We start from the raw sequence: 21,962 nt of genomic DNA, 5'->3' as shown, positions 1-21,962 counted from the left end.
GCAATGGCCTTGATTGGAGCAGCGCAAGATGCTGGCTTAGGATCGGCACTAGGCACGCTTGCAACCCCTGATAGGCCCTCCTAGCCCCCCCCCCCCCCACCACCATGAACTGTTGTCGATTGCAGGAGCGGGCCGGAATGAAATGGGAGAGGCCTCCGGGACTGCATGCTGCCCTCTGATCTTTGATCATCTAACCTTCATCACCAGTCATCACTTCTCCGCAAACAATGATGCTCGATAAACTCCGCCCATACGCCAAACATTCCGTCTACGACGTCCTCGAGGAGCTAGGCTTTGATCTGAACGAGTGGGCGATCAATAGGGGTGGCGGTCCGAACAAGAATCCGGCGGTCAACGGGCGCGCGTATGCATGGTCATATGGCGATCAGAAAACTAATCAGAACATATTCATGCTATGGCATGAAGACATGACTGAACACGATGGCCAAATCCGGTATCGCCAAGATTGGCGCGGCGTCATCGCTGAGCTAGAAAAAAAGCGTCCGATGACAGCCAAGAGAGCCGACAACTTCCTAAAGCACGTATCGGATTTGAAAATTGGCAGTTTGGTGCGCGTGGGAATCGTTGAGGGAAGTCGGGCAGAATCAAGTAGTGAGGATTCTTCACGAGTCGCTAGGCGCATGCTGGATCCCGAGGTTTGGCATCTCTCGTATTGGGACCCGATGACCAGCACATTTGAGTTCACGCGCGGCCTTCCCGCTAGAGCCACACCTGAGGAACCGGCGGTTGATAGGCGGGTTGAAGTCCCCTTAGGGGCTGACGAGTCCGACATCTTGGAGGCCCATAAAGATATTGAAGATGTTCTCGCCCAGATCATTACTGCTACCGAGAAGCAGCGGCTCATTTCTGCCAGACTTGGTCAAGGAAAATTCCGTTCCCAGGTATTGGAGCGCTGGCAGAACGCCTGCGCTGTGACAGGCAGTAGAACGTTGACTGTGATTCGCGCTTCGCACTGCAAGCCTTGGCGTTCGTGCACGAACGAGGAACGTCTTGACCCGGCCAATGGGTTGCCGCTCGTCGCAACACTAGATGCTCTCTTCGACGCTGGCCTCATTACCTTCGCGAATAATGGGGACGTAACTGTGAGTCCGAGGCTTCAGGACCAAACGCTGAGGGTCAACGGGCTGCGGCTTACCCGGGTCCCTACTGCTAGCGAGAAATTGTTCCTAGACTATCATCGCCGCGAAATCTACAAGGCGTGATCCGAGGATGGCTATCGCCCCTAGTGCCCCGCCCTACCCTCGATAAATCTTCCAAATCCTCCTGCCACGCCGGGTTATCCGCTTCCCGCCAGTAGGAAAGGCCTCGTGTCCACGAAAAGCTGGTCGGTCCAGGTGGGGGGCGTTGCCCAAACTCCAACGAATGCGCAACCAAGCCTTTGATGCCCAGCGACGCCACTGCGTCCACTGCGGCCTGCCCAAGCGGCTACCCCCCCCCCCCACCCCGACGAGCTGAGCGTTCATGTGCTGCGACCTAGGGCGATTCGACGCCTGCAATGCACGGCCGAACATCTCCTGGCGTAGCAGGACAGTGGGAGGGATGCCGAAGGCAACATCGCCGCCTGTGCGCACTGCAACCAGCCACTTCACAGGCGAAAGCACCCGCCTGCACCGGCGGGGTATCGAGTCATGGTGCAGCGACAATGCAAGGGGTAAGTGGCACTGCCCTGCCATCATGGGCAAGGCGATCAACCTTGCTCGGCTTCCATCGGCGCTAGCACGAAACCCACCAACAGCCGCTTCATCAGGGCCCGCACCTTCTTCCCTGGTACTTTCGTGCTGACCAGGACCGCATCCCCATTGGGCGCACGGCGAAGCGCGAGTTGTTCGGCGCGCAGCACGGCGCGGTATTTGATGCACTGGTAGACGCCGCGCATCAGTTCGTCGTCGCAGGCGTTGCTGGCCTTGACCTCCACGGCCAGCTGCAGCCGCCCGTTGTTGAAGTAGGCGTCGAGGCGATCGCCTGAGCTGATGCAGTGCTCGTTCTCGCCGTGCTGGGTCTTGAATGGGCCATATTCGGAAAGCCAGTCGGGCTTGGCAACGATCCAGGCCTTCAACGCCTTGTGCGCTGGGCTCTCGACGCCATAGGCCCGCGGCAGCTTCGGAAGCTCGATCGGGTCGCCTTTGTCAATGACCCCGCTGGCCGTTTCCAAGGTGGGAGCGCCCAGGGCATCGGCTACGCGATCCCATCGGTGGCCGTAGTCGAAGACGGCCTTCATGGCCGCTTCGATGTAGGCGCGGCGGTCCTGCCCCATGCCGGCGCCGTTGTCCTCGAAAAAGTAGTGCGCGATCTCGTCGGCACCGGTGCTGGGAAGCTTGGTATCGGCTTCAACCACAATCGTATTGATCGGAGGAATGACCTCGCCCCATTTCTCGCCAAGCAACTGGATGACCTGGCCTACCGCGCCCACAGGCGGTCCGTAAAGTGTCTTGCGTGCCTTGGGCTCGTGGCCGAACTCGTTGTACAGAGCGATGGAGAGGTCACCATAAGTGATCGGGTGTCCTTCCTTGGCCCGTCGAATCAGGATTGGGACGATGTCCGCCACGACCTGGATGCGCCAGGGCGTATTTGCCAGCGGGTTGGTCGTCCAGTCGAATGCCATGCCTCTCCCCTGGGCGCTGGTGCGCCGGTTTCCATGATGGTGCGACAATGCCGCCCAAGGGACAACCAGGGGAATATGGATGCGTCTATACGATCTGCTCGGCCTGCGCGAGCCGTTGTTTGATCCGGCCAAGGCCAAGGTCCACCTAGCCAGGTCGAACGGGATGGAGCGGCCGATCAATGTCTGGCAACAGGGCCGTTTCGACGAATGGCAGCGGTGGCAGACCAAGCCCAACTTCGAGCGCAATCTTGTCGTAGCCCTAGTGCAGGTGCCGAGGACCTATCGCTGGATGTTCGCCGGCCTGTTCCACTCTAAGGGCCTCACCATAGACCGGAGCGTCGAGCATCGGGCGCACTACTATTAGGATCTGCAACGATACGACAGCACGGCGGAGCTGGAAGGCCGGCTGTTCGTGACGGGCAACTAGACCAGCCGCATGTCCTGCCTGCGCGGGGAAACCCTGATCGAAGATATGGAGATCTATGAACTGCTTCCGGGGAGGCTAAGCGTCGGTCAGTTCCCCGGCTACAAGCAGCTCAACATCAGCAAGGCCGACCTGGACCTGCCTGTCCGGCACAACACTGCATCGTGGCGCACCGCTCTTGCTAGCGTAAAAGGGATCTATCTCATCACCGACACCAAGACGGCAAGGCCTATGTCGGCAAGGCCGACGGCGAGACGGGCATCTGGGACCGGTGGTGCCAGTATGCCGCCACGGGCCACGGCAACAACAAGGCGTTGTCCAGGAGCTTGGGCGTGAGGCCGGCGAACGGCAGCACGATCTGCGATTCTCCCTGCTGGAAATCGCCGAGCTAAAATCGGCGCCAGGGGAGATTGAGCGCAGGGAAACCCACTGGAAAGAAATCCTGCAAAGCCGCATGACCGGCTACAACCGCAACTAGCGAGCCACCGCATGAACATGACACCCATCCAGGTCAAGGCCAACCAGGTCCTACATTCCCTCAATACGGCTGGCGCGCTGGCTTCACGGCTTCAAATGCCGGCAGCGACGCCTGATCGCTTCCGGATCGCCTGGGCCTTGCTTCGCGCCTCGTTCGACGACGCCTGCGCCATCGCTTATCTGTTGCAGGGCCATGGGGTTGAAATGGCGGGGCCAGCGTTCACCCTTCTCCGCCCCATGAACGAGAAGTTCAAGCGCGGCACCTGGTTTGGTTTCTGCGCCAGCGATGCGGAAGTCCAAGCCTTCATCGCAAAGGATGATGTGCCACGGCGCAACTTGGCCGCCGAAATAGAGGCGCATCCGCCCTTCGACCAATATCCGATCTTCACCATGCTTTATGACAACGCCTGGAGTCGCTTCAACAGCTTCACCCATGGTGGCGGCCAGCTTGTGGGTGCCTACACCTTGGGCGATGGGATCGGCGCAGCCTTCCCCGAACAGGACATCATCAACATGCTGGCCCACGTCGAGGGTGCCGCGGTCACCGCAGTCCATGTGATGTGCATGATCTGCGGGGAGTTCGAGCCGGACCTAGCGACGCATGTCTTGGATGAGCTGGCGGTTGCCTTCCATCCGCAACCTGGCTCTGTTGCTCCGGTTCACGGTCGATAGACGCTTAGGCCAGCTGCGCGTGCAGCACGCCTCACAACGCTTCGCGTGGGGCAGTCATGCGCTAGGTCGAGGTACTGACTCACGTGCTCAACATCCTTGAGCGCCGCCACGCCGCGGTCCAGCAGCGCCTGCTGGCGGCCCTGCAGCCCCGCCTCGACTACTACTAGCGCCTGATCTTCCCTACCCTCGATAAACATCCCTTATCGCTATCCCTGTACTGACGTGCACTGCCACTCTCAGCTTGGCGCTTGCCGAGATCCAACCCTATTGGGCTGCCGGAACAGGAATCACACCCTTTCGCAGAATCTCCAACCTCCCAACATCGCCAACTGGCACAAGCACTGTAGCCTTCCGCGCCGGGTCCCACAGCACATAGCTGTCACCAAGACGACCAATCAGGCTTAGGTCGCCCTGCACCTTTCCATCAACAGTCACAGCCGTCACGTGCTTGCCGCCACCAGAGGAAATCTTCTCGGCACGCTGGGAGCCAAGCATGCTTGACGCTATCGAGACGTAGACCAGCATCACCAAGGCGTAGATCAGCCAAGGGGAATCTTTCACTGCGGTGGGCACCACCGGCGAAAGATGCACGATCAACGCACAGATGACCGTTAGAAGAACCCCTATCAGAAGAGGCCACGTGTTTGACCACCAAAGCAGCAGCCCCAGGACAGTGAAGAAAAGCACTGGAAACAGCCATGCGAACAGCTTGCTTTTGGAGCTGCCGCTCGTGACCTTCATCTCCACCCAGCCGCCAAACAGCGAGGCCAGCAGCATGAGAAATAACACCATGCCGATCCCAGCAAGCCCTGCCAGTGCAAGCTCACTCACCGCAACAAACTGAAAGGGATCCAGGCCGAAGTGCCCCCAATACTCCTTTAGGTACAAAGCCCCTTGAATCAATCCAAAGGTGACGAGCGCCGAACCCCATCCAGCAACATCAGCCATCGTTAGCGTCTTCTGCGTACGTTCCATGTATCCCCTTCCATCGATGCAGCCCCGCCACATAGTGGCATGCTGCGCTCCGCTCTGCAGAATCCACTCTATTAACGTGACGCGTCACGCCCGATCACCCCGCCCATTGGCGCCCCATCCCTCCCCCACTATAGTTCCACCCCTCACAAGGACGAGGCGGCGCATATGCCCTATATCGGAATCGGACTCCACGTACTGGCAGCCATCTACTTCGCGGTGCACGCCATCCGCTCGGGCCAGAGCCTCTATTGGCTTATCCTGCTGTTCTCGTTCCCGCTACTCGGCAGCGTCGTCTACTTCCTGGCGATCTACTTTCCGGAAGTCCGTCACTCGCGCGGCGCCCGGCAGGTCGTCCGTTCCGCCAAGCAGCTCATGGACCCGGGCCAGGACCTTCGCAACGCCCGTACCGAACTGGCGCGCACGCCGACCGTGCAGAACCGGGTTCGGCTGGGCATGACGCTGCTGGATGCCGGCCAGGCCGAGGAGGCCAGAGCCCTGCTTGAGCAGGCAGCCAGTTCGCCGCTGGGCGACGATCCCTACATCCTGACCGGTCTGGCGCGTGCCCGCCTCGATTCCGGGCAGCCCGCGCTTGCGGTGGAGACGCTGGACGGACTGTTCGCCCGCCATCCGGACGTGCGCCGCAAGCCGGAACAGACGCTGCTTTACGCGCAGGCACTGGCTGCCGCCCAAGCACCCGGAGCCCGCGCCGCATTCGAGCGCGCCGTGGAATGCGGAAACGATGCGGCCGCTCGCTGCCTCTACGCCGAATGGCTGATGGCGCAGCCGCAACCCGACGATCGCGAGCAGGCCCGCAGTCTGTTCGCCAGCATCATCGATGATGCCCGGCACTGGTCGCGCCACGCGCGCAGCCACAATGCCACCTGGTTGGAGCGGACCAAGGTCGCGTTGAAGAGCTGGTGACGACCTAGCAGCCGTTGCCAATTCTGTCGCATTCGCCTCGCTCACAGCCTCGCCGGGCGGATGCCGACACTCGCTAGGCTTGCACCACCGACATCGCCGATAGCGTTGCAGCGCAAGGCTCCAGCTTGGTTGCGTCGTATGCAACGATTCTGAAAATGTTGAAAGTAGTGACGTCATCAGCCCTACTGCATTGGCATCACGCATAGGTCCGCGTATTCCTTGCCCTGCCACCGTGCATCGGTGGTCGGGATTCGAAACCCCGGTTGTGTGGATGTTGCTCGCACTTGCCAGCCGGCACTGCTTCGCGCGGTGCCGGCTGGCAATCCGTCAGTCGGCTATGGCGGGCGGTGCGTGGAGGCCTTGCGCCTGCCCGGTCATCCACACACGGGGTTTCGAACCACGCACCGTCCGCCACCTTTATCGGTGGCGGCTTCTGCATGCGCGCAAGGAGCCCTGCCATGAACCAGCCCCACTCCCCTACCCCGCACCCGATCCACGACGCGCCCGCCAACGGCCCTGCACTGGACCCGAACACGCTCATCGCCCTGCTGCACAGCATCGGCTCGGGCGCCGCCTCCGATGGCCAGCCCTGGCCGGAACGCCATCAGATGCCCGGCCGACGCATCGCCCTGGCGGACACCGACTGCTCGCTGGCGGGTCTTCGGGTGGTGCTGGAGATCCTGCTGGCCGCGCAGCGCGCCCGCGAGAACGGCGAACTGGAGCAATACGTCGGCCCGCGCGTGATGGAGGGCCTGATCATGGCCGGAATCGGCCTTACCGCACACGCCAGTACCCGACTGCATCCGGAGGGCTGAGTGGCCTGGTGGCGCTGGGCGGCCACCGCGCTCTGTCTTGTGGTGGTGGTTGCGGCACAGACGCAGTGGCTGGCACCGCCCAAGCCCTCGCCTATCGGTTTCCACAGCATCCCCGGCGATCGCTTTCTGCAGTTGCGCCGCCAAGCCATGCAGTTCGTGGAGGCTCGGCCACGACAGGGCTTCCAGTTCGTTGAGCGGCATCGAGATGCCGAGTTCCAGGTTCATTGCCGAGGCATACCCGTGCTGTGGCTGGAGAGGCGCTCGCAACATCTGCTGTTGCAGGTCTCACTGGACGCGAAGCAGCGGGCGCCTGCCGTTATGCGGTTGCGGGCGTTCCTCGAATGGCAGTTGGAGCCGTTGGATTACCTCGAGCAGGTACTGGCTGGCGTGCCGGAACCTGTTCTGTTGGATCGGTTGCTGCAGATTCTTGCCAGTGATGTGCCTGATGGGGCGCGATGTGGCGTGCCGTAGTCGAGCGTGGCTCGACTCTACAGGGCTGCGGGCAGCGAGGGTTCGGGCTCCGGCTCTGCCGCTAGTCATCTGCTTGACGGGCGTTGGCACCGTGATCGTGCGACTCGACCTGGGCATCGATCCAGCCCGCATCGCGCGCACGCGCAAGATCTTCTGGCGTATCGATATCCAGGCCCAGTTCCGGTGCCTGTAGGACATGCACCGTATCGACAGGAAGTTGCCGCAGGCGCGCTCCAAAGCCGCGGTCACCGGTTGCACCCGCAGCGTTGAACCATGCACGCGGCACAACTGCAGGAATGCCAAGCGCGTCTCCATGACGGGTACCCGCGCACCCTGACGCCGAGACGCGGGCCCCCGAAAGCAGCGCCTGCAGATGGGAGCACTCGATTGCGGGCTGGTCGCATGCCACGACCATCACCGCAGTCACCGTGGGCAGCAGGTGTGCGCTGGCAACCTGCAGGCTGCTCGCCAGGCCGCGTTCCCAATGGTGGTTGGTTACCGGAGTGGCGTCCAGCCCGGCAATGCTGGATGTCACGGCCTGTGCGTTCGCGCCGACCACGACCAGCACCTGCGCTGGCGCGACCTCGCGCGCCAACCGCACCACGCGATGTACCAGGGTTTCGCCCTGCCGGGTGAGAAGCTGCTTGGGCTGGCCAAGTCGGGTGCTCCCGCCGGCAGCCAGCACGACGACCGCATGCGCGTCAGTCACCTGCCGTGCGCGCTTCGCCATTGCTGCAGCTGCGCGGCGATGCTGAGCGAAATCGCCTCTGGCCCTCGGCCGCCGATGTCCAGGCCGACCGGTGATCGAAGTCTCGGGGACAGGCGTTGGCGCTGATCCGGTGTCAGCAGCTTGAACAGGTCCTCGCGCCTTCGCCGCGGACCCAGCAGTCCAATGAACGCGACTTTGGTATCGGCCAGGGCCACCAGCGCCTCCCGGTCCAGTTCGAAATCGTGATGCATCACCAGTACCGCGTCGCACGGGTCGCCATGAAGGGCCTCGGCCGGGCTGGTCTGAAGATGCGCATCTGCGCACTGCCCGGCTGAGGCCCAGCGCGCTCGCCGTTCGGCCACGCTGACCCGCCACCCCAGGCCCCGCAGCAACGGAACCAGCAAGGGCGTTTCGGGACCGCCCCCCAACACCAGGGCCCGCGGAAGCCGGGGCAACGGCAAACGCCACGCACCCTCGCCAAAGGGCTGCGCCCCGTCCATCGGATGCAGCTGCCATGCCTGCTCGTGATGGCCGGCACGGAAAATGACCTGCCCCGACGTACGAAGGTCGCGCTGGAGTGACACACCCTCGCGCAACCAAGCCTCGATGACGTCGTCGATGCCTGCCATGGCACGCAATGGCAGGAGCGCAATCCGCAGCCGGCCGCGGCAGCCGAGCGCGGACCCACTCAACAGGTCGTCGTCACTGCGGGTGTCGATCTCGATCCAGTCGACCCGCCCTGCCGCGCTCACCTGCTCCGCGCGTCGCGCGAGCTCGGGCTCCAGGCATCCGCCGCTCAGCCAGCCGACCTGGCCGCCGTTGCAGAACAGCACCATGTCGCCGGCACCGGCGTAGGTGGAGCCATCGGTTTCCAGCACCAGCGCGAGCACGGCGTGCTCGCCCGCGCGCACGCGCGTCAAGGCCGTCTCGAGCACGCCGCGCGGGCTGCCTTCGGCGAGGAAGCCCGGCGCTGCCGACAGGTGCTCGGCAAGATCGCAGGGCTCCCCTCCGCCTGCGGCGGAGGCCTCCAGAGTGGGCGAGGCTGCGGGTCGGTCCATGCGCAAGGGTCAGCCCACGTCGGGCAAGCCGGGCAGCAGCTTGTCCAAGGTAATGGGATAGTTGCGCACGCGCACGCCGGTTGCGTTGTAGACCGCATTGGCGATCGCGGCGCCGACCCCGCAGATGCCCAGTTCACCCACACCCTTGGCCTTCATCGGCGAGATCACCGGATCCAGCGTGTCGAGGAAGACCACTTCCTGGTACGGGATGTCGGCGTGCACGGGAACCTCGTAGCCGGCCAGGTCATGGTTGATGAACAAGCCCAGCCGATTGTCGACCACCAGCTCCTCCATCAGGGTCGCGCCCGCACCCATCACCATTCCGCCGATGACCTGGCTGCGTGCGGACAGCGGATTGAGAATCCGGCCGCCATCGCATACGGCAAGCATGCGGCGGATGCGCGTCTCTCCCGTGTAGGCATGCACGGCGACCTCGCAGAAATGCCCTGCATAGGTGCCGACGTCGTAGCCTTGCTTGAAGTCGCCGAAGGCAATGCCGTCCTCCGCCGACAGTGTCCCCGCCTCCGCCAGCTTGATGGTCCGCCCACCCGCCTGGATGTGGCCATTGGCGAAGTCTGCGGTGTCGCCGTCGAAGCCCAGTTTCTCGCCCACCTTGCGGCGCAGGCTGACGCACGCCGCGTACACGCCTGCGGTGGAGCTTGCCGCGCCCCACTGGCCGCCGGAACCGGCGGAGGCGGGATGACGGGAGTCGCCGAGGGTTACCTGGACCCGATCCAGCGGCACGCCCATGGTCTCGGCTGCCGTCTGCGCGATGATCGTGTAGGAGCCGGTGCCGATGTCGGTCATGTCGGTCTCCACAATCACCCCGCCCTGGCCGTCAAGCCGGACCCGCGCTGCCGACTTCATCGTCGGTGCGCCGCGATAGCCCGCAGACACGCCCATGCCGACCAGCCAGTCCCCTTCCCTGACCTGCGCCGGCCTGGGGTTGCGCTTGTTCCAGTTGAAGCGCTCCGCGCCTTCGCGCAGGCAGCGCACCAGGTTGCGGTCGGAGAACTTCCTGGACGGATCGCCGGGTACCACCTCGGGCTCGTTGAGGATGCGGAACGCGATCGGGTCGAGGCCCAGCTTCTCGGCCATTTCGTCCATCGCCACTTCCAGCGCCATGTGGCCCGGTGCTTCGCCTGGTGCGCGCATCGCATTGCCTTCGGGCATGTCGAGCGTGGCGATGTAGTTGGCCACCAGGCGGTTGGCGCCCGCATAGAGCTTGGGCGTCTGCAGGGTGCCGTTTTCGCCGTCCTCGCCGTTGATGTTGCCCGACCAGTTCTCGTGGGCGATGGCGGAGATCCGGCCATCCTTTCCGCAGCCGATCCGCACGCGCTGGAGGGTGGCGTGCCGGTGCGTGGTGTTGTTGGGCATCAACGGGCGTTGCAGCGCGATCTTCACCGGACGCCCGACCTGCTTGGCCGCCAGCGCGGCCAGTACCGCGTCGGCACGGATGAACAGCTTGCCGCCGAAGCCGCCGCCGATATAGGGCGAGTCCACGCGCACCTTGGCAGGATCGATGCCGAGGATCGCCGCCATGCCCTGCCTGGCCCAGTCGATCATCTGGTTCGCCGTCCACAGCGTGAGCGTGTCACCCTCCCAGGCGGCGATGGTGGCGTGCGGCTCCATCATCGAATGACTTTCGTCGGAGGTGTGGTAAGTCTCGTCGAGCTTGACCGCGGCGCTCGCGTAGGCAGTGTCGAAATCGCCCAGCGCCTGCCGGTCGGGCTTGCCGTCACGCCCCTTTGCCAGCGGCGCGGACGGTGCCAGGGCCGGGAAATCGAAGCGGCCCTTGCTGCGCTCGTAGCGGGTGCGGATCAGCGCCGCGGCGGCGCGGGCCTGCTCGAAGGTCTCTGCCACCACGCAGGCGATGGCCTGGTGGTAGTGGGCCACCTCGGCTCCGCCGAACAACGGTGCATTGTTCCAGTTCGATTTGCCGACCGGCTTGGTTTCCGGTGCGGTGATGACCGCCAGTACGCCGGGCGCGGCACGTGCGCGGGAGGCATCCATCGAAATGATGCGCCCCTTGCCGATGCCCGCACCGACGATGTAGCCGTAGGCCTGGTTCGGCGCCACGTCATGGCGCTCGTAGGCATAGGGGGCGGTACCGGTGGTCTTGCGTGGGCCGTCGATGCGCGGCGTCGACTTGCCGACGACCTTGGCCTTGTCGAACAGGTTGTCGCCGGCGGGGGCGTTGAATTCAAGGGGCATCAGCGCTCTCCTTCCACCAGCACCGCCGCGAGGGTGCGCTCGGCGAGCGCGATCTTGAATGCATTCTCCCGCGTCGGGCGGGCACCGGCGAACACCTGCCGGGTCGCGGCCTTTACGCCGTCGCGCAGCAGCGGTTCGGCTGCCTCGACGCGCCACGGCTTCGGCGCGACCCCACCGAAGGCGAACCGCGCCGAGCCGTCACGCTGCACGACCGCGGCGACGGACACCAGTGCGAACGCATAGGACGCGCGGTCACGTACCTTGTGGTACACGTGCCGACCGCCCAGGGGTTGTGGCAGCGTGACGTGGGTGATCAGCTCACCGCGCTGCAGCACGTTGTCCTGCTGCGGCTTGTCGCCGGGGGAACGATGGAAATCGGCAATCGGGATGCTGCGCGTACTGCCGTCACCCCTGACGGTCTGGATCGAGGCGTCCAGCACCCGCAGGGCCACCGCCATGTCGCCCGGATAGGTCGCGATGCAGCTGTCCGAGGTGCCGATCACGCCCATCTGCCGGGAGAACCCCTCGAGTGCGCCGCAGCCGGATCCGGGCAGGCGCTTGTTGCAGGGCAGATTGGGATCGTAGAAATACGGGCAACGCGTGCGCTGCAGCAGGTTGCCGCCGGTGGTGGCTTTGTTGCGCAACTGCCCGGAGGCACCTGCCACGATCGCGCGGGTCAGCACCGCGTAGTCGCGGCGCACGCGCTCATGCGACGCCAGTGCGGTATTGGTGACCAGCGCGCCGATGCGCAGGCCGCCTTCGTCGGTGGGTTCGATCCTGTCCAGGCCGATGTCCTGCACATCGACCAGGTGCGCTGGCGTCTCGACCTCCAGCTTCATCAGGTCGAGCAGATTGGTCCCTCCCGCCAGGAATTTCGCGCCCTCGGTACCGGCGACGGCCCTGGCGGCCTCGGCCGGGGATTTGGCGCGTTCATAACTGAAGGCCCTCATGCGCGCCTCCCTGCAGAGGTCACGCCAGCGACCTCTGCCATCGCCTCGGCAATATTGGAATAGGCGCCGCAGCGGCAGAGGTTGCCGCTCATGCGTTCGCGCATTTCCATGTTGGTGGCGCGGGGACGTGCGCTGACGTCCGCCTGTACATGGCTGGGGACACCCCGCTTGATCTCGTCCAGTACCGCCACCGCCGAACAGATCTGCCCCGGCGTGCAATACCCGCACTGGTAGCCATCATGCTTGATGAAGGCGGCCTGCATCGGATGCAGGTCATCGGGAGTTCCGAGGCCTTCGATGGTGGTGATGGCATCGCCCTGGTGCTGTACCGCCAGGCTGAGGCAGGCATTGATGCGCTCACCGTTGACCAGCACGGTACAGGCGCCGCATTGACCGTGGTCGCAGCCCTTTTTCGTTCCAGTCAGCTTCAGATGTTCGCGCAGGGCATCAAGCAGCGTGGTCCGGGTGTCGAGCTCGAGCTCCCGCCGCTCGCCGTTGACGGTCAAGGCCACCGTGCTGATGACCGGCGGCCTGGGCGGCGGGGGCGCCGCCAGTTCGGCGGCGAGCGATGATGCCCCCGGTGCGGCGGACATCGCCACGGTCGTGACGCCGCCAGCGATCACCTGGCGACGCGTCAACTTCATTCCTTCATCACAACTTGGCACAGTGACCTCCTGGCGTTCGGGGAAACCCCGTGGCTGGATGGACGCGCTCACACTACCGAAGGGCCACTATGCCCATCTGCGGGGTACAGATCTGTGAAGTCGGCGAAATGTACGACCCTACCAAGGCAGTCAGCCTGCGTGCCTAGAAGAACGTGTTGTAGTAGGTCCGAAGAAATCGACTGCATCGAGCTCTTTCAAGGACACCCGGACTCATTCCCAGCCTGCAGGCCAACTACGGCGGGCTTGACTGAGTTGCCACGCTCGCTTCCCTCGTAGGTAGATGGCTTCTCTCTTCCTCTCGCTTGCTGGCACATCGCAGAGACGCCATGCGTGCCGCCTGCTCAAGTTCGGAATGCGCGGCCTTCACTCCCTTCAGCGCGGCACTCTTGAGCCATGCGTATGCCTCACTGGATGACTCACAGTCCTGTTTGTCCCTCAACATGAAGAACACGTTGTACTGTGCAATCGGGTGCCCCAGCGCTGCGGCATAGGCAAGCCACATATGGGAGTTGCCGGCCACGCCTTTGCCCTCAAAGTGGCGCGAAAGTCGAAACGCCGCCTCGGCGTCGCCTGCATCTGCGCGCCCAATCAACGTGCGTAACTGCTCGTCATCAAGCTCCGCGCCACCATCCGTTGCGATCGACCCGTCAAGCTCAACTTTCGGCCTGTCCGGTTGAGGGGGCACCTGCGCATTGACCCACCCTGCGCCCGCCAGGCACAAGAGAAGACCGGTTTTCTTGAATATGGTCATTTGACGCTGCCCTCGTTCATGAAGGTCACCCGCTCTTCAGGAAGACTCCAGTGCCATTCCATTCGGGTGTTCTGTCGATGGCCCGACGCTACAAGGGCGTTGACTGGGAGGGCTCGGGCTCGTGGATGGAGCCCTCCAACAAGGCAACGTAGGTATCGAGCCTGGTGCGAAGGCCGATCAGCATCCAGCCCAGCAGGTACAGCAGCACCATGGCGAAGATAAGCAGAGCGCCTAGCAATCCAACATCGAAAGCGCCCGCCCAGTCGCCCCATTTCCATCCACGGAACTGCAGGTAGAGGGCAATCAACAGCGGGAATGGTCCCAGCCGCTGCAGGCCGCCATACATCATGCCCATGCGTTCAATCATGTTCGTGCGCAAGGTGCTGACGAACTTGAGTCGCCGCTCGCGCTGGACGCGCGGGAAGTCGCGAAGCTCGCTCACCACTGCTTGCCAGTGGGCAAAGTCCTCATCCATCTCCTGGGCGTGCCAGAGCCGCGGCTGGCTGAACTGGCGAATGCCCCTGCGGGCGGCCAGGACGCCACCGACAATGAACCCTCCGATTTCGATTGCCAGGCAGGCAACCACCACCTGGAGCACTGCGCCAACAGGCAGCCATCGATCCGGAAGCTGACCAATGAGAATGCCGATGATCGCCGCACCCACGCCGATGCGGAACGCCCACGTCTCCACCCTGCCCGCCTTGGGGTAGATGTTGTGCTCAACCAGCCCCTGCACCCGCTGGTAGAGCCAGTGGAACGTGAGTTCCTGCGAATCGGTCTTTGCTGGCGGTTCGAATCCGCCCCGTGCCTGCATGTCCATTGCGCCCCCTGCCCCGCCGGCCAGGTTGCCGGCGCCACCATCGTAGCCGAGCTGGGTTGTGGCGGAATACGGCCTAGCCGTGTAATCGTCAGGCCAGGACCTTCCCGGAGTCGAGCATGGCTCGATTCTACAGAGGCGGAGCCTGCGGGCCGACCCGAACATGCACCGCATGGCTGATGCCACGATGGAACATCTTGGCGTATGGGCAGACGCGTTCGGTGTTGCGCACCAGTTCGCAGGCGAGGTTCTCATCCATGCCGGGAAGATGTACCACGATCTCGGCCGACAGCAGGTACAGCCCATCTGCCGGATCACGGGCGAAGGTGACCGCCACCTCGATGCTGGGATTGTGTAGCAGCAGGCCGGCACGCGCGGCCACCAGCACCAGGGCACCGTGGAAGCAGCCGGCATAGCTCGCAGCCAGCAGCTGCTCGGGATTGGCGCCGCCGCCCGGCCCACCGAGTTCCGGCGGCAGGCGCAGGTTCACCGCCAGTGCACCGTCGTCCGATCGCACGACGCCGGACGCCCGCCCGTGCTGGGCCTGGCCTCCGCTCACCCGCACGCGGCCGGTGTACAGCGGCTTCACGTCGTCGCCCTGGTAACGGTCCAGCATGGCGGGCGAAGGCGGTTTCAGCTCGGTCATTGCGCGGCTCCATCAAGCGCTGCTGCGGCAGGCGATCAATTCGCCGCTCAGGCAGGCTGCCGCTGCAACAGGCCCGACTGCTGCAGCCAGGCTTCGAAATCGACCTGCCCCAGCCACGCGTGTCCGACCGGCACCAGCGTGTCGATCTGCAGCGGCGCACCGAAGTACAGCGCCTCGGTATCCGCAACGACCTGCCGGGGATCACCCGTCAGTTGCAGATATCGCCTGGCCAGATCCGCCATCGCGCTGCGCTGCGGCCCGGCGATTTCCAGCACGCCATTGGCCGGCGGCCGCTGGGCGATGCGTGCCACCGCCTCGGCAACATCCTCGGCGGCAATCGGCTGCACGTCGGCGGCCGGCAGCCGCACGGCCCTACCGTCGCCGGCGGACTGGATGATGCCCGGCAGGAACTCGAAGAACTGCGTGGAATGGATGATGGTGTACGGCAGGCCCGAGTCGCGGATCAGCCGCTCCTGGGCAATCTTGCCGCGGAAATAGCCACTGGCTGCCAGCTGGTCGGTGCCCACAACAGAAAGCGCGACTTGGTGGCGCACGCCGGCACGGGCGGCGGCGGAAAGGATGTTATGGCCGGCGGTTACGAAGAACGAAAGCACAGCCGCATCTTCGAACGAGGGCGAGTTGGCCAGGTCCACCACCACGTCGGCGCCCTCCATGGCGGCATCCAGGCCCTCGCCGGTCAGCACATCCACCCCGGTGGATGGCGCTGCCACCACGACCGCATGCCCGGCTACGCGCAGGCGCTCCACCACCTTGCTGCCGATGCGGCCGGTACCACCGATGACGAGGAACTTCATTGCGTGTCTCCTGGAATGTGAAGGGGCTACCGGGGTGTGGCCGGGCGCAGGCATCGTAGGTGGCGCGGGCGCGAGGCAGTAGGTCCGTGACGGGCCGCGCACTGTTGCCCGGCACGCACCAGTGCGCTCAGGCCCAGGCAGGCTGTGCGCTTGGCTTCAGAGGGGTGGCCTGCTGGCGTGCTTCCCAGTGCGAGATCACATCCAGTTCGAGCGCACGCACCCGCTGCGTGCTGAAGTCGATGAAGGCCCGCACGCGCTTGGGCAGCTGGCGGCGGCTGAGGTAGCACAGGTAGTGGCCGCGATCGAGCGGCGCATGCCGATCCAGGCAGGTCACCACCCTGCCCGCCCACAGCGCTTCACGCACCTGATAGCTGGGCAGCTGGGCGATGCCCAGCCCGTCGATGACGGCCTGCAGGGCCAGGTCGGCATCGTTGAACACCAGTGCGGTCGGCGGCTGCAGGTGCACTTCGGCACCGTCGACACGGAATTCCCAGGGCTGCATGCGTCCGCCCGGCAGGCGCCGCCCGATGCAGGCATGTGTGGACAGCGCATCCACCGACACCGGTAGACCGTGCGCCTGCATGTACGCCGTCGATGCACATACGACCAGCTGCATCGGCACAAGCTGCTTGGCGATCACCTGGCTGTCTTCCAGCAGGCCGTCGCGAAACGCCACGTCGATGCGGTCACCGGCCAGGTCGGGGGCCTGCTCGTCCAGCAGCAGTTCTACAGAGACCTGCGGGTACTCGGCGCGGAAGGCTGCCAGCAGGGGGGCAATCACCCGCCGGCCGAAGCCGTGGCTGGCACTGATACGCAGGTGCCCGCGCGGCGGGCCCTCGCGCAGGTCGCGCATTTCCTCAAGTGCCTGCAGGATGCAGGTCACGCCTGGGTTGCAGCCTTCCAGGAACAGCTCGCCTTCGCGGGTGAGCGTGGTCGAGCGCGTGGTGCGCAGGAACAACCGCACGCCGAGCTGGCTTTCCAGCTTCTGCACGCTGCGGCTGACGGCCGAGCGGCCGATGCCGAGGCGGTCGGCCGCGCGCGCGAAGCTGCCCTCGGACGCCACTGCAATGAAGGCCAGCACGCCGGCGTAGCTGGTGGAGAAGGACGCATTGAGCGCATCGTGGCCGTCGCTGGCCGGGCGGGTCGTTGCGGCGTTCATGGGTGGCCTGGCTCCAGGCGGGCACGTTGTGCGTGCAGGTGGCTCCGCGCCAGCGCCAACCGTTGCCTGCACGCGGCAAGATCGAGCGCCAGCAGGGGCACGATGTCCTCGAATCCGGCGCCCAGCACGTCGTGCAGCAACAGTACCGCACGTGCATCGGGCGGCAATTCGCGCAATGCGGTGAGGAAGGCCTGCCAGACCTGTTCGCTGGCAGGGCGCGATGCGGTGCGCAGGTGCGATGAGGTGTCCATGCCCGGCAGACGGCCTAGCATCGACCGCTGTGACAGGACATTGGTGATTTTCATGCAACAGCGTGCGGCCCGGCCCCCGCCTACCGGCATTGCGAATGCAGGCCTAGCCTCGCTGTGCCCTTCACACGCTACAGGAACACACCATGACCGCACGCCTGGATTACGCCGCGCAATCCCCCGAACTGTTCAAGAAGCTCGGCCTGTACTCGCATGCCGCCCACACCGCCTCGATCGAAGCGGCCATCATCGATCTGGCCAACATCCGTGCATCGCAGCTCAACGGCTGTGGCTTCTGCCTGGACATGCACGTGAAGGAGGCCACCCTGCGTGGTGAGCGCCCACTGCGCCTGCATCACCTGGCGGCATGGCGTGAATCGACGCTGTTCAGCCCGCGCGAGCGCGCCTGCCTGGCCTGGACCGAAGTACTGACCCAGCTGCCGGCGCAGGGTGTGCCCGACGAGCTGTACGCGCGTGTGCGCGGCCAGCTGTCCGATCAGGAAATTGTCGACCTCACCCACGCGGTGATGGCGATCAACGCATGGAACCGCGCCAACGTTGCCTTCCGTACCACGCCCGGCACGCTGGACGCGGCCTTCGGCCTGGACAAGGCCGGTCTGGCCTGACCCTCCCGCCGCTGCCCCATGCCGCGGCCCTCGTCTACCGCCCTGGAGACCTGCCATGCGTCGTTCTGTTCTGGCCCTGTTTGCGCTGCTGCCACTGTGCGGCGCTGCCGCCACCCCGCCCCCTGCTGCGCCCGAGCCCCTGGTGCGCGAGGTGATGAGCCGCGCCCTGCCGGAGCAGCCCGGCAAGGAAGCGCTGATCCTTACCGTGGAGTACCCGCCCGGTGGTGCTGATCCTGTCCACCGCCACGATGCCCATGGCTTCGTCTACGTCCTGGAAGGACGGATCGTGATGGGTGTGGCCGGCGGCAAGGAGGTCACCCTTGGCCCGGGCGAGGCCTTCCATGAAGGCCCGGCCGATCTGCACACCGTAGGCCGCAACGCCAGCGCTACCGAGCCGGCGAAATTCGTGGTGTTCCTGATCAAGGACATCGGCAAGCCGGCGGTGCTGCCGCCGCACTGATTGCACGTCCGGCGCTGGCACCAACGACAGGTTCCCGGGTGTCACAATCCGGGGACCTGTCCCGTCTACGCTGGCATGGACGAATCCACTGCGCTGTTCTCACGCCTCCGCCCACGCCTGTTCGGCGTGGCCTACCGCATGCTCGGGTCTTCGCACGAAGCCGAAGACGTGGTGCAGGATGTCTGGCTGCGCTGGCATGGCGCCGACCAGTCACAGATCGAGAATCCGGAAGCCTGGCTGGTGGCGACCACCACCCGTCGCGCCATTGATGGCCTGCGCCTGGCCCGGCATGCGCGCGAACACTATGTGGGCATGTGGTTGCCCGAGCCGCTGCTGACCGATGACACCGCCACGCCTGAGTACGTGCTGGAAACCGCCAGCGATCTGTCGGTCGCTTTCCTCAGTGTGCTGGAACGGTTGGCCCCGGATGCGCGTGCGGCCTTCCTGCTGCACGATGTGTTCGATCAGGATTACGCGGTGGTCGCGCGCACACTGGACAAGACGGAAGCCGCCTGCCGGCAGATCGTGCATCGCGCGCGCCGTCAGCTCAGGCAGGAGCGCCCGCGCTACAACGTCCCGCAGGACGCGCACCAGAAACTGCTGCGCCGCTTCGCCGAGGCTGCATCCAGTGGAGATTTCCGCACGATGAAGGCGTTGATGGCCGAATCGGCCGAGCTGGTGGGTGACGGCGGCGGTATCGTCACCAGCTTCCCCGGGCCGATGCTCGGCGGCGCGCGCATTGCCCAGCTGCTGTATGCCCCGCACCTGCGGCGCAGCGCGCAATTGCGGATGGTACCGGCCATGCTCAATGGACGGTTGGGACTGCTGCGCTATTTCGATGGCGTGCTGGAGGCGGCGATGGCCTTCGAGACCGATGGCGAGCGGATCACGCAGGTCCTGGTGCAGCGCAACCCGCACAAGCTGCAGCGGTTGGCTCGCCCTACCGCCATCCAGTAGTTCCCCGGGTAGGGATGGGGTCTGTTGTCGGCCGCCCTTGCGGGATTCGAGCGGGGCGCCGATGCGCCCCGTCGAAAACTCCTGCTTGCGCTGTATCCGCAGGATCCGATCAGAAGTCCCAGAACACCGGCACCCAGCGGAACGTCTCGCCGTCCAGCGACACCCGGCCCACTGACGGGAACGGAAGATGCGTGGCCACCAGCATTTCGCCGGTGCCGGCCAGTTCCTTCAGCAGAGCGATGCGAACGCGTGCGGATTCCTCCGGATCGTGCTCAAAACCGTTGTGCCAGTTCGGCTGGTCGAAGCCGACCGCGAACACCGCGTCACCGGCAAAGGTCAGGGCCTGCCCCGCGGACGCTACGCGCACCACGCAGTGGCCCGGGGTATGCCCGCCGGTACGGCGGGCCGTCACGCCCGGCGCGATCTGCTGTTCGTCCTGGAAGGTGTACACATAGCTGCTGTACTCGGCCCAGAAGTGCTTGGCCGTGGCGCGCAGTGCATCGGGGAAGCCCTGCGGCATGTTGGTACGGCTGAAGTCCGGCGACTTCCAGAACTCCACTTCCGCGGCTGCGACGTGGATCTTCAGGTCCGGGCGCAGCTGTTCCTTTACGCCTTCGACCAGCAGGCCGCCGACGTGGTCCATGTGCATGTGGGTGATCACCACATCGGTGATCTCGCCCAGGTTGATACCGGCAGCACCAAGGCGACGGATCAGCTGGCCGGCGCGCGGCAGCTGCAGGTCCGGGTCCATGCCCAGGCCGGCATCGATGAGGATGGTGCGATCACCGCTGTGCACCACCATCACGTTCAATGCCCAGTCGAAGGCATCCTGCGGCAGGTACATCTCTTCGAACCATTGGGCACGGTCGGCCGCCGGTACGTTGTGGCCGAGCATCTGGGTGGGCAACGGCAGGACGCCATCGCTGATCACCAGCACTTCGACCTCGCCCACTTTCAGGGCGTAGCGCGAGGGCACCAGTTCATCGAGGGCGGGAGCAATGGGCGCGGCGGTGTTTTCCATACTGAACATGAGGGATCTCCACGAAGAGGCGTTGGGCGGGCAGCAATGCAAGGCTGGCGCGAACGAATCCGGGCACTTGCCCATGGCGCAGGCAGTGGCATTGCCAGGGCACGGTTGCCTGGCAGGCCAGCGCTGCGGAGTTCATGGGAAGACGGGCCACTGCGCGGGCAATGGGCCCGGAACACGGCAGGTACCGTGTGGGATCAGCCTAGGCAGCACGCCGCAGGTGCGGTAGCGCCGTGAAGGGGTACGTCATGTTGCGTTCCGGGAAGCAATGCGGAACCGGCTGCAATGTCACCATTGCAAGCGCCTCTGGCTCGTTCGGTAGTGCGCAGGCCCAGGTCGGGCAGCTTCGGATGATCATCCAGTCGACCCCACTGTGGGTCCGTGCAATCAGGACGATCTATCAAGAAATTCGGACTTGTCATATCCCAGATGCCTGATTGCAGGCGCAAAGTACGTCTCACCACCCACCCATGAGAGTTCCCGCATGAACACCTTCGCCCGTACCCTGGCCGTTGCCACCCTCGCCCTCTCGGTCCAGGCCGGCCTGTCCGCGCAGGCCGCCGAACCGGCCACGCCGGCGGCAGTCACCAGCATCGCGCGCACCGCCAGCTACATCACCACCGCCGATGGCGTGCAGCTGTACTACAAGGACTGGGGCCCGAAGAACGGCCCGGTCGTGACCTTCAGCCACGGCTGGCCGTTGAACTCGGACAGCTGGGAATCGCAGATGATCTTCCTGGCCAACCACGGCTACCGCGTCATTGCCCATGACCGTCGCGGCCACGGCCGTTCCAGCCAGCCGTGGGATGGCAACGACATGGATCACTACGCTGATGACCTGGCCACGGTGATCAATACGCTGGACCTGCACGATGTGACCCTGGTGGGCTTCTCCACCGGTGGCGGCGAAGTGGCGCGCTACATCGGACGGCATGGCACCGGGCGGGTGAAGAAGGCCGTGCTGATCAGCTCGGTACCGCCGTTCATGCTGAAGACCGCCGACAACCCGAACGGCCTGCCGATCGAAGTGTTCGATGGCATCCGCAAGGCACAGATGGATAACCGCGCGCAGCTGTACAAGGACATCCCGTCGGGCCCCTTCTACGGCTTCAACCGCCCGGGCGCGAAGGTGTCGCAGGGGCTGATCGATGCGTGGTGGGCGCAGGGCATGCAGGGCGGCCACAAGAACACCTACGACTCGATCGCTGCGTTCTCGGCCACCGATTTCCGCGCAGACCTGAAGAAATTCGATGTGCCCACCCTGATCATTCACGGTGACGACGACCAGATCGTGCCGATCGACATCTCAGGCCGCCAATCGGCAAAGCTCATCAAGGGCGCAAAGCTGATTGTCTACCCGGGTGCGCCGCACGGCCTGACCGACACCCACAAGGACAAGGTCAACCAGGACCTGCTGACGTTCCTGCAGGAGAAGTGAGCAACGCGGGCTTCGGCAAGGCGCCGGAGCCCGCTTTCTGTTGA

Annotated in this window: 24 protein-coding genes; 10 read left to right on the top strand and 14 right to left on the bottom strand. The window is 64.7% G+C overall.

Features of this window, described 5'->3' with window-relative positions; translation table 11 throughout:
• The first annotated feature begins 230 nt into the window (after positions 1-230).
• The gene (locus tag AC5P74_RS09865; protein ID WP_495204898.1) at positions 231-1,223 is read left to right on the top strand and encodes an HNH endonuclease; all 993 of its coding nucleotides are present in this window, start codon (positions 231-233) and stop codon (positions 1,221-1,223) included.
• A 485-nt stretch (positions 1,224-1,708) separates the two neighbouring features.
• On the opposite strand, the gene AC5P74_RS09860 is transcribed toward AC5P74_RS09865, so the two are convergent.
• A complete protein-coding gene (locus AC5P74_RS09860; RefSeq protein WP_495204897.1) occupies positions 1,709-2,623 on the bottom strand; it encodes a hypothetical protein in 915 nt (304 codons plus the stop codon).
• Between the two features lie 79 nt (positions 2,624-2,702).
• Here AC5P74_RS09860 and AC5P74_RS09855 point away from each other — a divergent pair, with 79 nt between their 5' ends.
• Positions 2,703-2,987, top strand: coding sequence for a hypothetical protein (locus tag AC5P74_RS09855; RefSeq protein ID WP_346473295.1), 285 nt, complete (start codon positions 2,703-2,705; stop codon positions 2,985-2,987).
• A 549-nt stretch (positions 2,988-3,536) separates the two neighbouring features.
• Positions 3,537-4,196 carry a DUF6988 family protein gene (locus tag AC5P74_RS09850; protein WP_495204896.1) on the top strand — a complete coding sequence of 220 codons (660 nt, stop codon included), beginning with the start codon at positions 3,537-3,539 and terminating at the stop codon, positions 4,194-4,196.
• Positions 4,197-4,460: 264 nt separating this feature from the next.
• Here the strand turns inward: AC5P74_RS09850 and AC5P74_RS09845 are convergent, their stop codons facing one another.
• Positions 4,461-5,171 carry a hypothetical protein gene (locus AC5P74_RS09845; protein ID WP_495204895.1) on the bottom strand — a complete coding sequence of 237 codons (711 nt, stop codon included), beginning with the start codon at positions 5,169-5,171 and terminating at the stop codon, positions 4,461-4,463.
• Positions 5,172-5,336: 165 nt separating this feature from the next.
• On the opposite strand from AC5P74_RS09845, the gene AC5P74_RS09840 reads away from it, so the two are divergent.
• The 3 genes from AC5P74_RS09840 to AC5P74_RS09830 all read left to right on the top strand — a co-directional run bounded on the left by AC5P74_RS09840 (position 5,337) and on the right by AC5P74_RS09830 (position 7,378).
• Entirely contained in the window at positions 5,337-6,092 is a 756-nt protein-coding gene (locus tag AC5P74_RS09840) for a tetratricopeptide repeat protein (protein WP_495204894.1), read from the top strand.
• A 458-nt stretch (positions 6,093-6,550) separates the two neighbouring features.
• Positions 6,551-6,907 carry a hypothetical protein gene (locus AC5P74_RS09835; RefSeq protein WP_154330576.1) on the top strand — a complete coding sequence of 119 codons (357 nt, stop codon included), beginning with the start codon at positions 6,551-6,553 and terminating at the stop codon, positions 6,905-6,907.
• Complete coding sequence (locus AC5P74_RS09830) at positions 6,908-7,378, top strand: hypothetical protein (protein ID WP_495204893.1); 471 nt, start codon at positions 6,908-6,910, stop codon at positions 7,376-7,378.
• Positions 7,379-7,439: 61 nt separating this feature from the next.
• On the opposite strand, the gene AC5P74_RS09825 is transcribed toward AC5P74_RS09830, so the two are convergent.
• The 11 genes from AC5P74_RS09825 to AC5P74_RS09775 all read right to left on the bottom strand — a co-directional run bounded on the left by AC5P74_RS09825 (position 7,440) and on the right by AC5P74_RS09775 (position 17,467).
• Positions 7,440-8,108, bottom strand: coding sequence for a nucleotidyltransferase family protein (locus AC5P74_RS09825; protein ID WP_495204892.1), 669 nt, complete (start codon positions 8,106-8,108; stop codon positions 7,440-7,442).
• Positions 8,084-9,145 (bottom strand): XdhC family protein, encoded by a 1,062-nt coding sequence (locus AC5P74_RS09820; protein ID WP_495204891.1) that lies wholly within the window; start codon positions 9,143-9,145, stop codon positions 8,084-8,086. Before AC5P74_RS09820 ends, AC5P74_RS09825 begins: the two co-directional genes overlap by 25 nt.
• 9 nt (positions 9,146-9,154) lie before the next feature.
• Positions 9,155-11,359, bottom strand: a complete 2,205-nt coding sequence (paoC, locus tag AC5P74_RS09815) for an aldehyde oxidoreductase molybdenum-binding subunit PaoC (protein WP_495204890.1) — start codon at positions 11,357-11,359, stop codon at positions 9,155-9,157.
• Entirely contained in the window at positions 11,359-12,309 is a 951-nt protein-coding gene (locus tag AC5P74_RS09810) for an FAD binding domain-containing protein (protein WP_188247413.1), read from the bottom strand. The genes paoC and AC5P74_RS09810 overlap by 1 nt, the downstream gene beginning before the upstream one ends.
• Complete coding sequence (gene paoA, locus AC5P74_RS09805; RefSeq protein WP_241885109.1) at positions 12,306-12,953, bottom strand: aldehyde dehydrogenase iron-sulfur subunit PaoA; 648 nt, start codon at positions 12,951-12,953, stop codon at positions 12,306-12,308. The genes AC5P74_RS09810 and paoA overlap by 4 nt, the downstream gene beginning before the upstream one ends.
• Before the next feature lie 253 nt (positions 12,954-13,206).
• On the bottom strand, positions 13,207-13,725 hold the full coding sequence (locus tag AC5P74_RS09800) for an SEL1-like repeat protein (protein WP_206620256.1): 519 nt from the start codon (positions 13,723-13,725) through the stop codon (positions 13,207-13,209).
• 88 nt (positions 13,726-13,813) lie between these two features.
• Positions 13,814-14,545 carry a hypothetical protein gene (locus AC5P74_RS09795; RefSeq protein ID WP_346607226.1) on the bottom strand — a complete coding sequence of 244 codons (732 nt, stop codon included), beginning with the start codon at positions 14,543-14,545 and terminating at the stop codon, positions 13,814-13,816.
• A 127-nt stretch (positions 14,546-14,672) separates the two neighbouring features.
• A complete protein-coding gene (locus AC5P74_RS09790; RefSeq protein WP_206620258.1) occupies positions 14,673-15,188 on the bottom strand; it encodes an OsmC family protein in 516 nt (171 codons plus the stop codon).
• Between the two features lie 47 nt (positions 15,189-15,235).
• Positions 15,236-16,003 carry an SDR family oxidoreductase gene (locus AC5P74_RS09785; RefSeq protein WP_070489204.1) on the bottom strand — a complete coding sequence of 256 codons (768 nt, stop codon included), beginning with the start codon at positions 16,001-16,003 and terminating at the stop codon, positions 15,236-15,238.
• 127 nt (positions 16,004-16,130) lie between these two features.
• A complete protein-coding gene (locus tag AC5P74_RS09780; RefSeq protein ID WP_206620259.1) occupies positions 16,131-17,162 on the bottom strand; it encodes a LysR family transcriptional regulator in 1,032 nt (343 codons plus the stop codon).
• Positions 17,159-17,467, bottom strand: a complete 309-nt coding sequence (locus AC5P74_RS09775) for a sigma factor-like helix-turn-helix DNA-binding protein (protein WP_053496610.1) — start codon at positions 17,465-17,467, stop codon at positions 17,159-17,161. The genes AC5P74_RS09780 and AC5P74_RS09775 overlap by 4 nt, the downstream gene beginning before the upstream one ends.
• Positions 17,468-17,556: 89 nt before the next feature.
• On the opposite strand from AC5P74_RS09775, the gene AC5P74_RS09770 reads away from it, so the two are divergent.
• The 3 genes from AC5P74_RS09770 to AC5P74_RS09760 all read left to right on the top strand — a co-directional run bounded on the left by AC5P74_RS09770 (position 17,557) and on the right by AC5P74_RS09760 (position 19,453).
• Entirely contained in the window at positions 17,557-18,036 is a 480-nt protein-coding gene (locus AC5P74_RS09770) for a carboxymuconolactone decarboxylase family protein (RefSeq protein WP_053496609.1), read from the top strand.
• Between the two features lie 55 nt (positions 18,037-18,091).
• A complete protein-coding gene (locus tag AC5P74_RS09765; protein WP_206620261.1) occupies positions 18,092-18,496 on the top strand; it encodes a cupin domain-containing protein in 405 nt (134 codons plus the stop codon).
• A 75-nt stretch (positions 18,497-18,571) separates the two neighbouring features.
• Positions 18,572-19,453: an RNA polymerase sigma-70 factor gene (locus tag AC5P74_RS09760; protein WP_053496607.1), complete on the top strand. Its 882-nt coding sequence runs from the start codon at positions 18,572-18,574 to the stop codon at positions 19,451-19,453.
• A 109-nt stretch (positions 19,454-19,562) separates the two neighbouring features.
• Here AC5P74_RS09760 and AC5P74_RS09755 read toward each other — a convergent pair whose 3' ends face one another.
• Positions 19,563-20,483 carry an MBL fold metallo-hydrolase gene (locus AC5P74_RS09755; RefSeq protein WP_346607228.1) on the bottom strand — a complete coding sequence of 307 codons (921 nt, stop codon included), beginning with the start codon at positions 20,481-20,483 and terminating at the stop codon, positions 19,563-19,565.
• A 481-nt stretch (positions 20,484-20,964) separates the two neighbouring features.
• Here AC5P74_RS09755 and AC5P74_RS09750 point away from each other — a divergent pair, with 481 nt between their 5' ends.
• Positions 20,965-21,918, top strand: a complete 954-nt coding sequence (locus AC5P74_RS09750) for an alpha/beta fold hydrolase (protein WP_372486413.1) — start codon at positions 20,965-20,967, stop codon at positions 21,916-21,918.
• The last annotated feature ends 44 nt before the right edge of the window (positions 21,919-21,962 follow it).

The sequence above is a fragment of the Stenotrophomonas sp. YJH_SMC_94-11 genome, from assembly GCF_059370435.1.
This window is presented reverse-complemented; position numbering and strand designations above follow the sequence as displayed.

What these genes read in the sequence shown, in the direction of transcription:
- AC5P74_RS09790 (WP_206620258.1), bottom strand. Translation starts at nt 15,188, where the DNA reads ATGACCGAGCTGAAACCGCCTTCGCCCGCCATGCTGGACCGTTACCAG.
- AC5P74_RS09785 (WP_070489204.1), bottom strand. Translation starts at nt 16,003, where the DNA reads ATGAAGTTCCTCGTCATCGGTGGTACCGGCCGCATCGGCAGCAAGGTG.
- AC5P74_RS09820 (WP_495204891.1), bottom strand. Translation starts at nt 9,145, where the DNA reads ATGGACCGACCCGCAGCCTCGCCCACTCTGGAGGCCTCCGCCGCAGGC.
- AC5P74_RS09765 (WP_206620261.1), top strand. Translation starts at nt 18,092, where the DNA reads ATGCGTCGTTCTGTTCTGGCCCTGTTTGCGCTGCTGCCACTGTGCGGC.
- AC5P74_RS09825 (WP_495204892.1), bottom strand. Translation starts at nt 8,108, where the DNA reads ATGGCGAAGCGCGCACGGCAGGTGACTGACGCGCATGCGGTCGTCGTG.
- AC5P74_RS09860 (WP_495204897.1), bottom strand. Translation starts at nt 2,623, where the DNA reads ATGGCATTCGACTGGACGACCAACCCGCTGGCAAATACGCCCTGGCGC.
- AC5P74_RS09855 (WP_346473295.1), top strand. Translation starts at nt 2,703, where the DNA reads ATGCGTCTATACGATCTGCTCGGCCTGCGCGAGCCGTTGTTTGATCCG.
- AC5P74_RS09755 (WP_346607228.1), bottom strand. Translation starts at nt 20,483, where the DNA reads ATGTTCAGTATGGAAAACACCGCCGCGCCCATTGCTCCCGCCCTCGAT.
- AC5P74_RS09775 (WP_053496610.1), bottom strand. Translation starts at nt 17,467, where the DNA reads ATGAAAATCACCAATGTCCTGTCACAGCGGTCGATGCTAGGCCGTCTG.
- AC5P74_RS09845 (WP_495204895.1), bottom strand. Translation starts at nt 5,171, where the DNA reads ATGGAACGTACGCAGAAGACGCTAACGATGGCTGATGTTGCTGGATGG.
- AC5P74_RS09835 (WP_154330576.1), top strand. Translation starts at nt 6,551, where the DNA reads ATGAACCAGCCCCACTCCCCTACCCCGCACCCGATCCACGACGCGCCC.
- paoA (WP_241885109.1), bottom strand. Translation starts at nt 12,953, where the DNA reads ATGAAGTTGACGCGTCGCCAGGTGATCGCTGGCGGCGTCACGACCGTG.
- AC5P74_RS09795 (WP_346607226.1), bottom strand. Translation starts at nt 14,545, where the DNA reads ATGGACATGCAGGCACGGGGCGGATTCGAACCGCCAGCAAAGACCGAT.
- AC5P74_RS09760 (WP_053496607.1), top strand. Translation starts at nt 18,572, where the DNA reads ATGGACGAATCCACTGCGCTGTTCTCACGCCTCCGCCCACGCCTGTTC.
- AC5P74_RS09840 (WP_495204894.1), top strand. Translation starts at nt 5,337, where the DNA reads ATGCCCTATATCGGAATCGGACTCCACGTACTGGCAGCCATCTACTTC.
- AC5P74_RS09850 (WP_495204896.1), top strand. Translation starts at nt 3,537, where the DNA reads ATGAACATGACACCCATCCAGGTCAAGGCCAACCAGGTCCTACATTCC.
- AC5P74_RS09810 (WP_188247413.1), bottom strand. Translation starts at nt 12,309, where the DNA reads ATGAGGGCCTTCAGTTATGAACGCGCCAAATCCCCGGCCGAGGCCGCC.
- AC5P74_RS09750 (WP_372486413.1), top strand. Translation starts at nt 20,965, where the DNA reads ATGAACACCTTCGCCCGTACCCTGGCCGTTGCCACCCTCGCCCTCTCG.
- AC5P74_RS09800 (WP_206620256.1), bottom strand. Translation starts at nt 13,725, where the DNA reads ATGACCATATTCAAGAAAACCGGTCTTCTCTTGTGCCTGGCGGGCGCA.
- AC5P74_RS09865 (WP_495204898.1), top strand. Translation starts at nt 231, where the DNA reads ATGCTCGATAAACTCCGCCCATACGCCAAACATTCCGTCTACGACGTC.
- AC5P74_RS09770 (WP_053496609.1), top strand. Translation starts at nt 17,557, where the DNA reads ATGACCGCACGCCTGGATTACGCCGCGCAATCCCCCGAACTGTTCAAG.
- paoC (WP_495204890.1), bottom strand. Translation starts at nt 11,359, where the DNA reads ATGCCCCTTGAATTCAACGCCCCCGCCGGCGACAACCTGTTCGACAAG.
- AC5P74_RS09780 (WP_206620259.1), bottom strand. Translation starts at nt 17,162, where the DNA reads ATGAACGCCGCAACGACCCGCCCGGCCAGCGACGGCCACGATGCGCTC.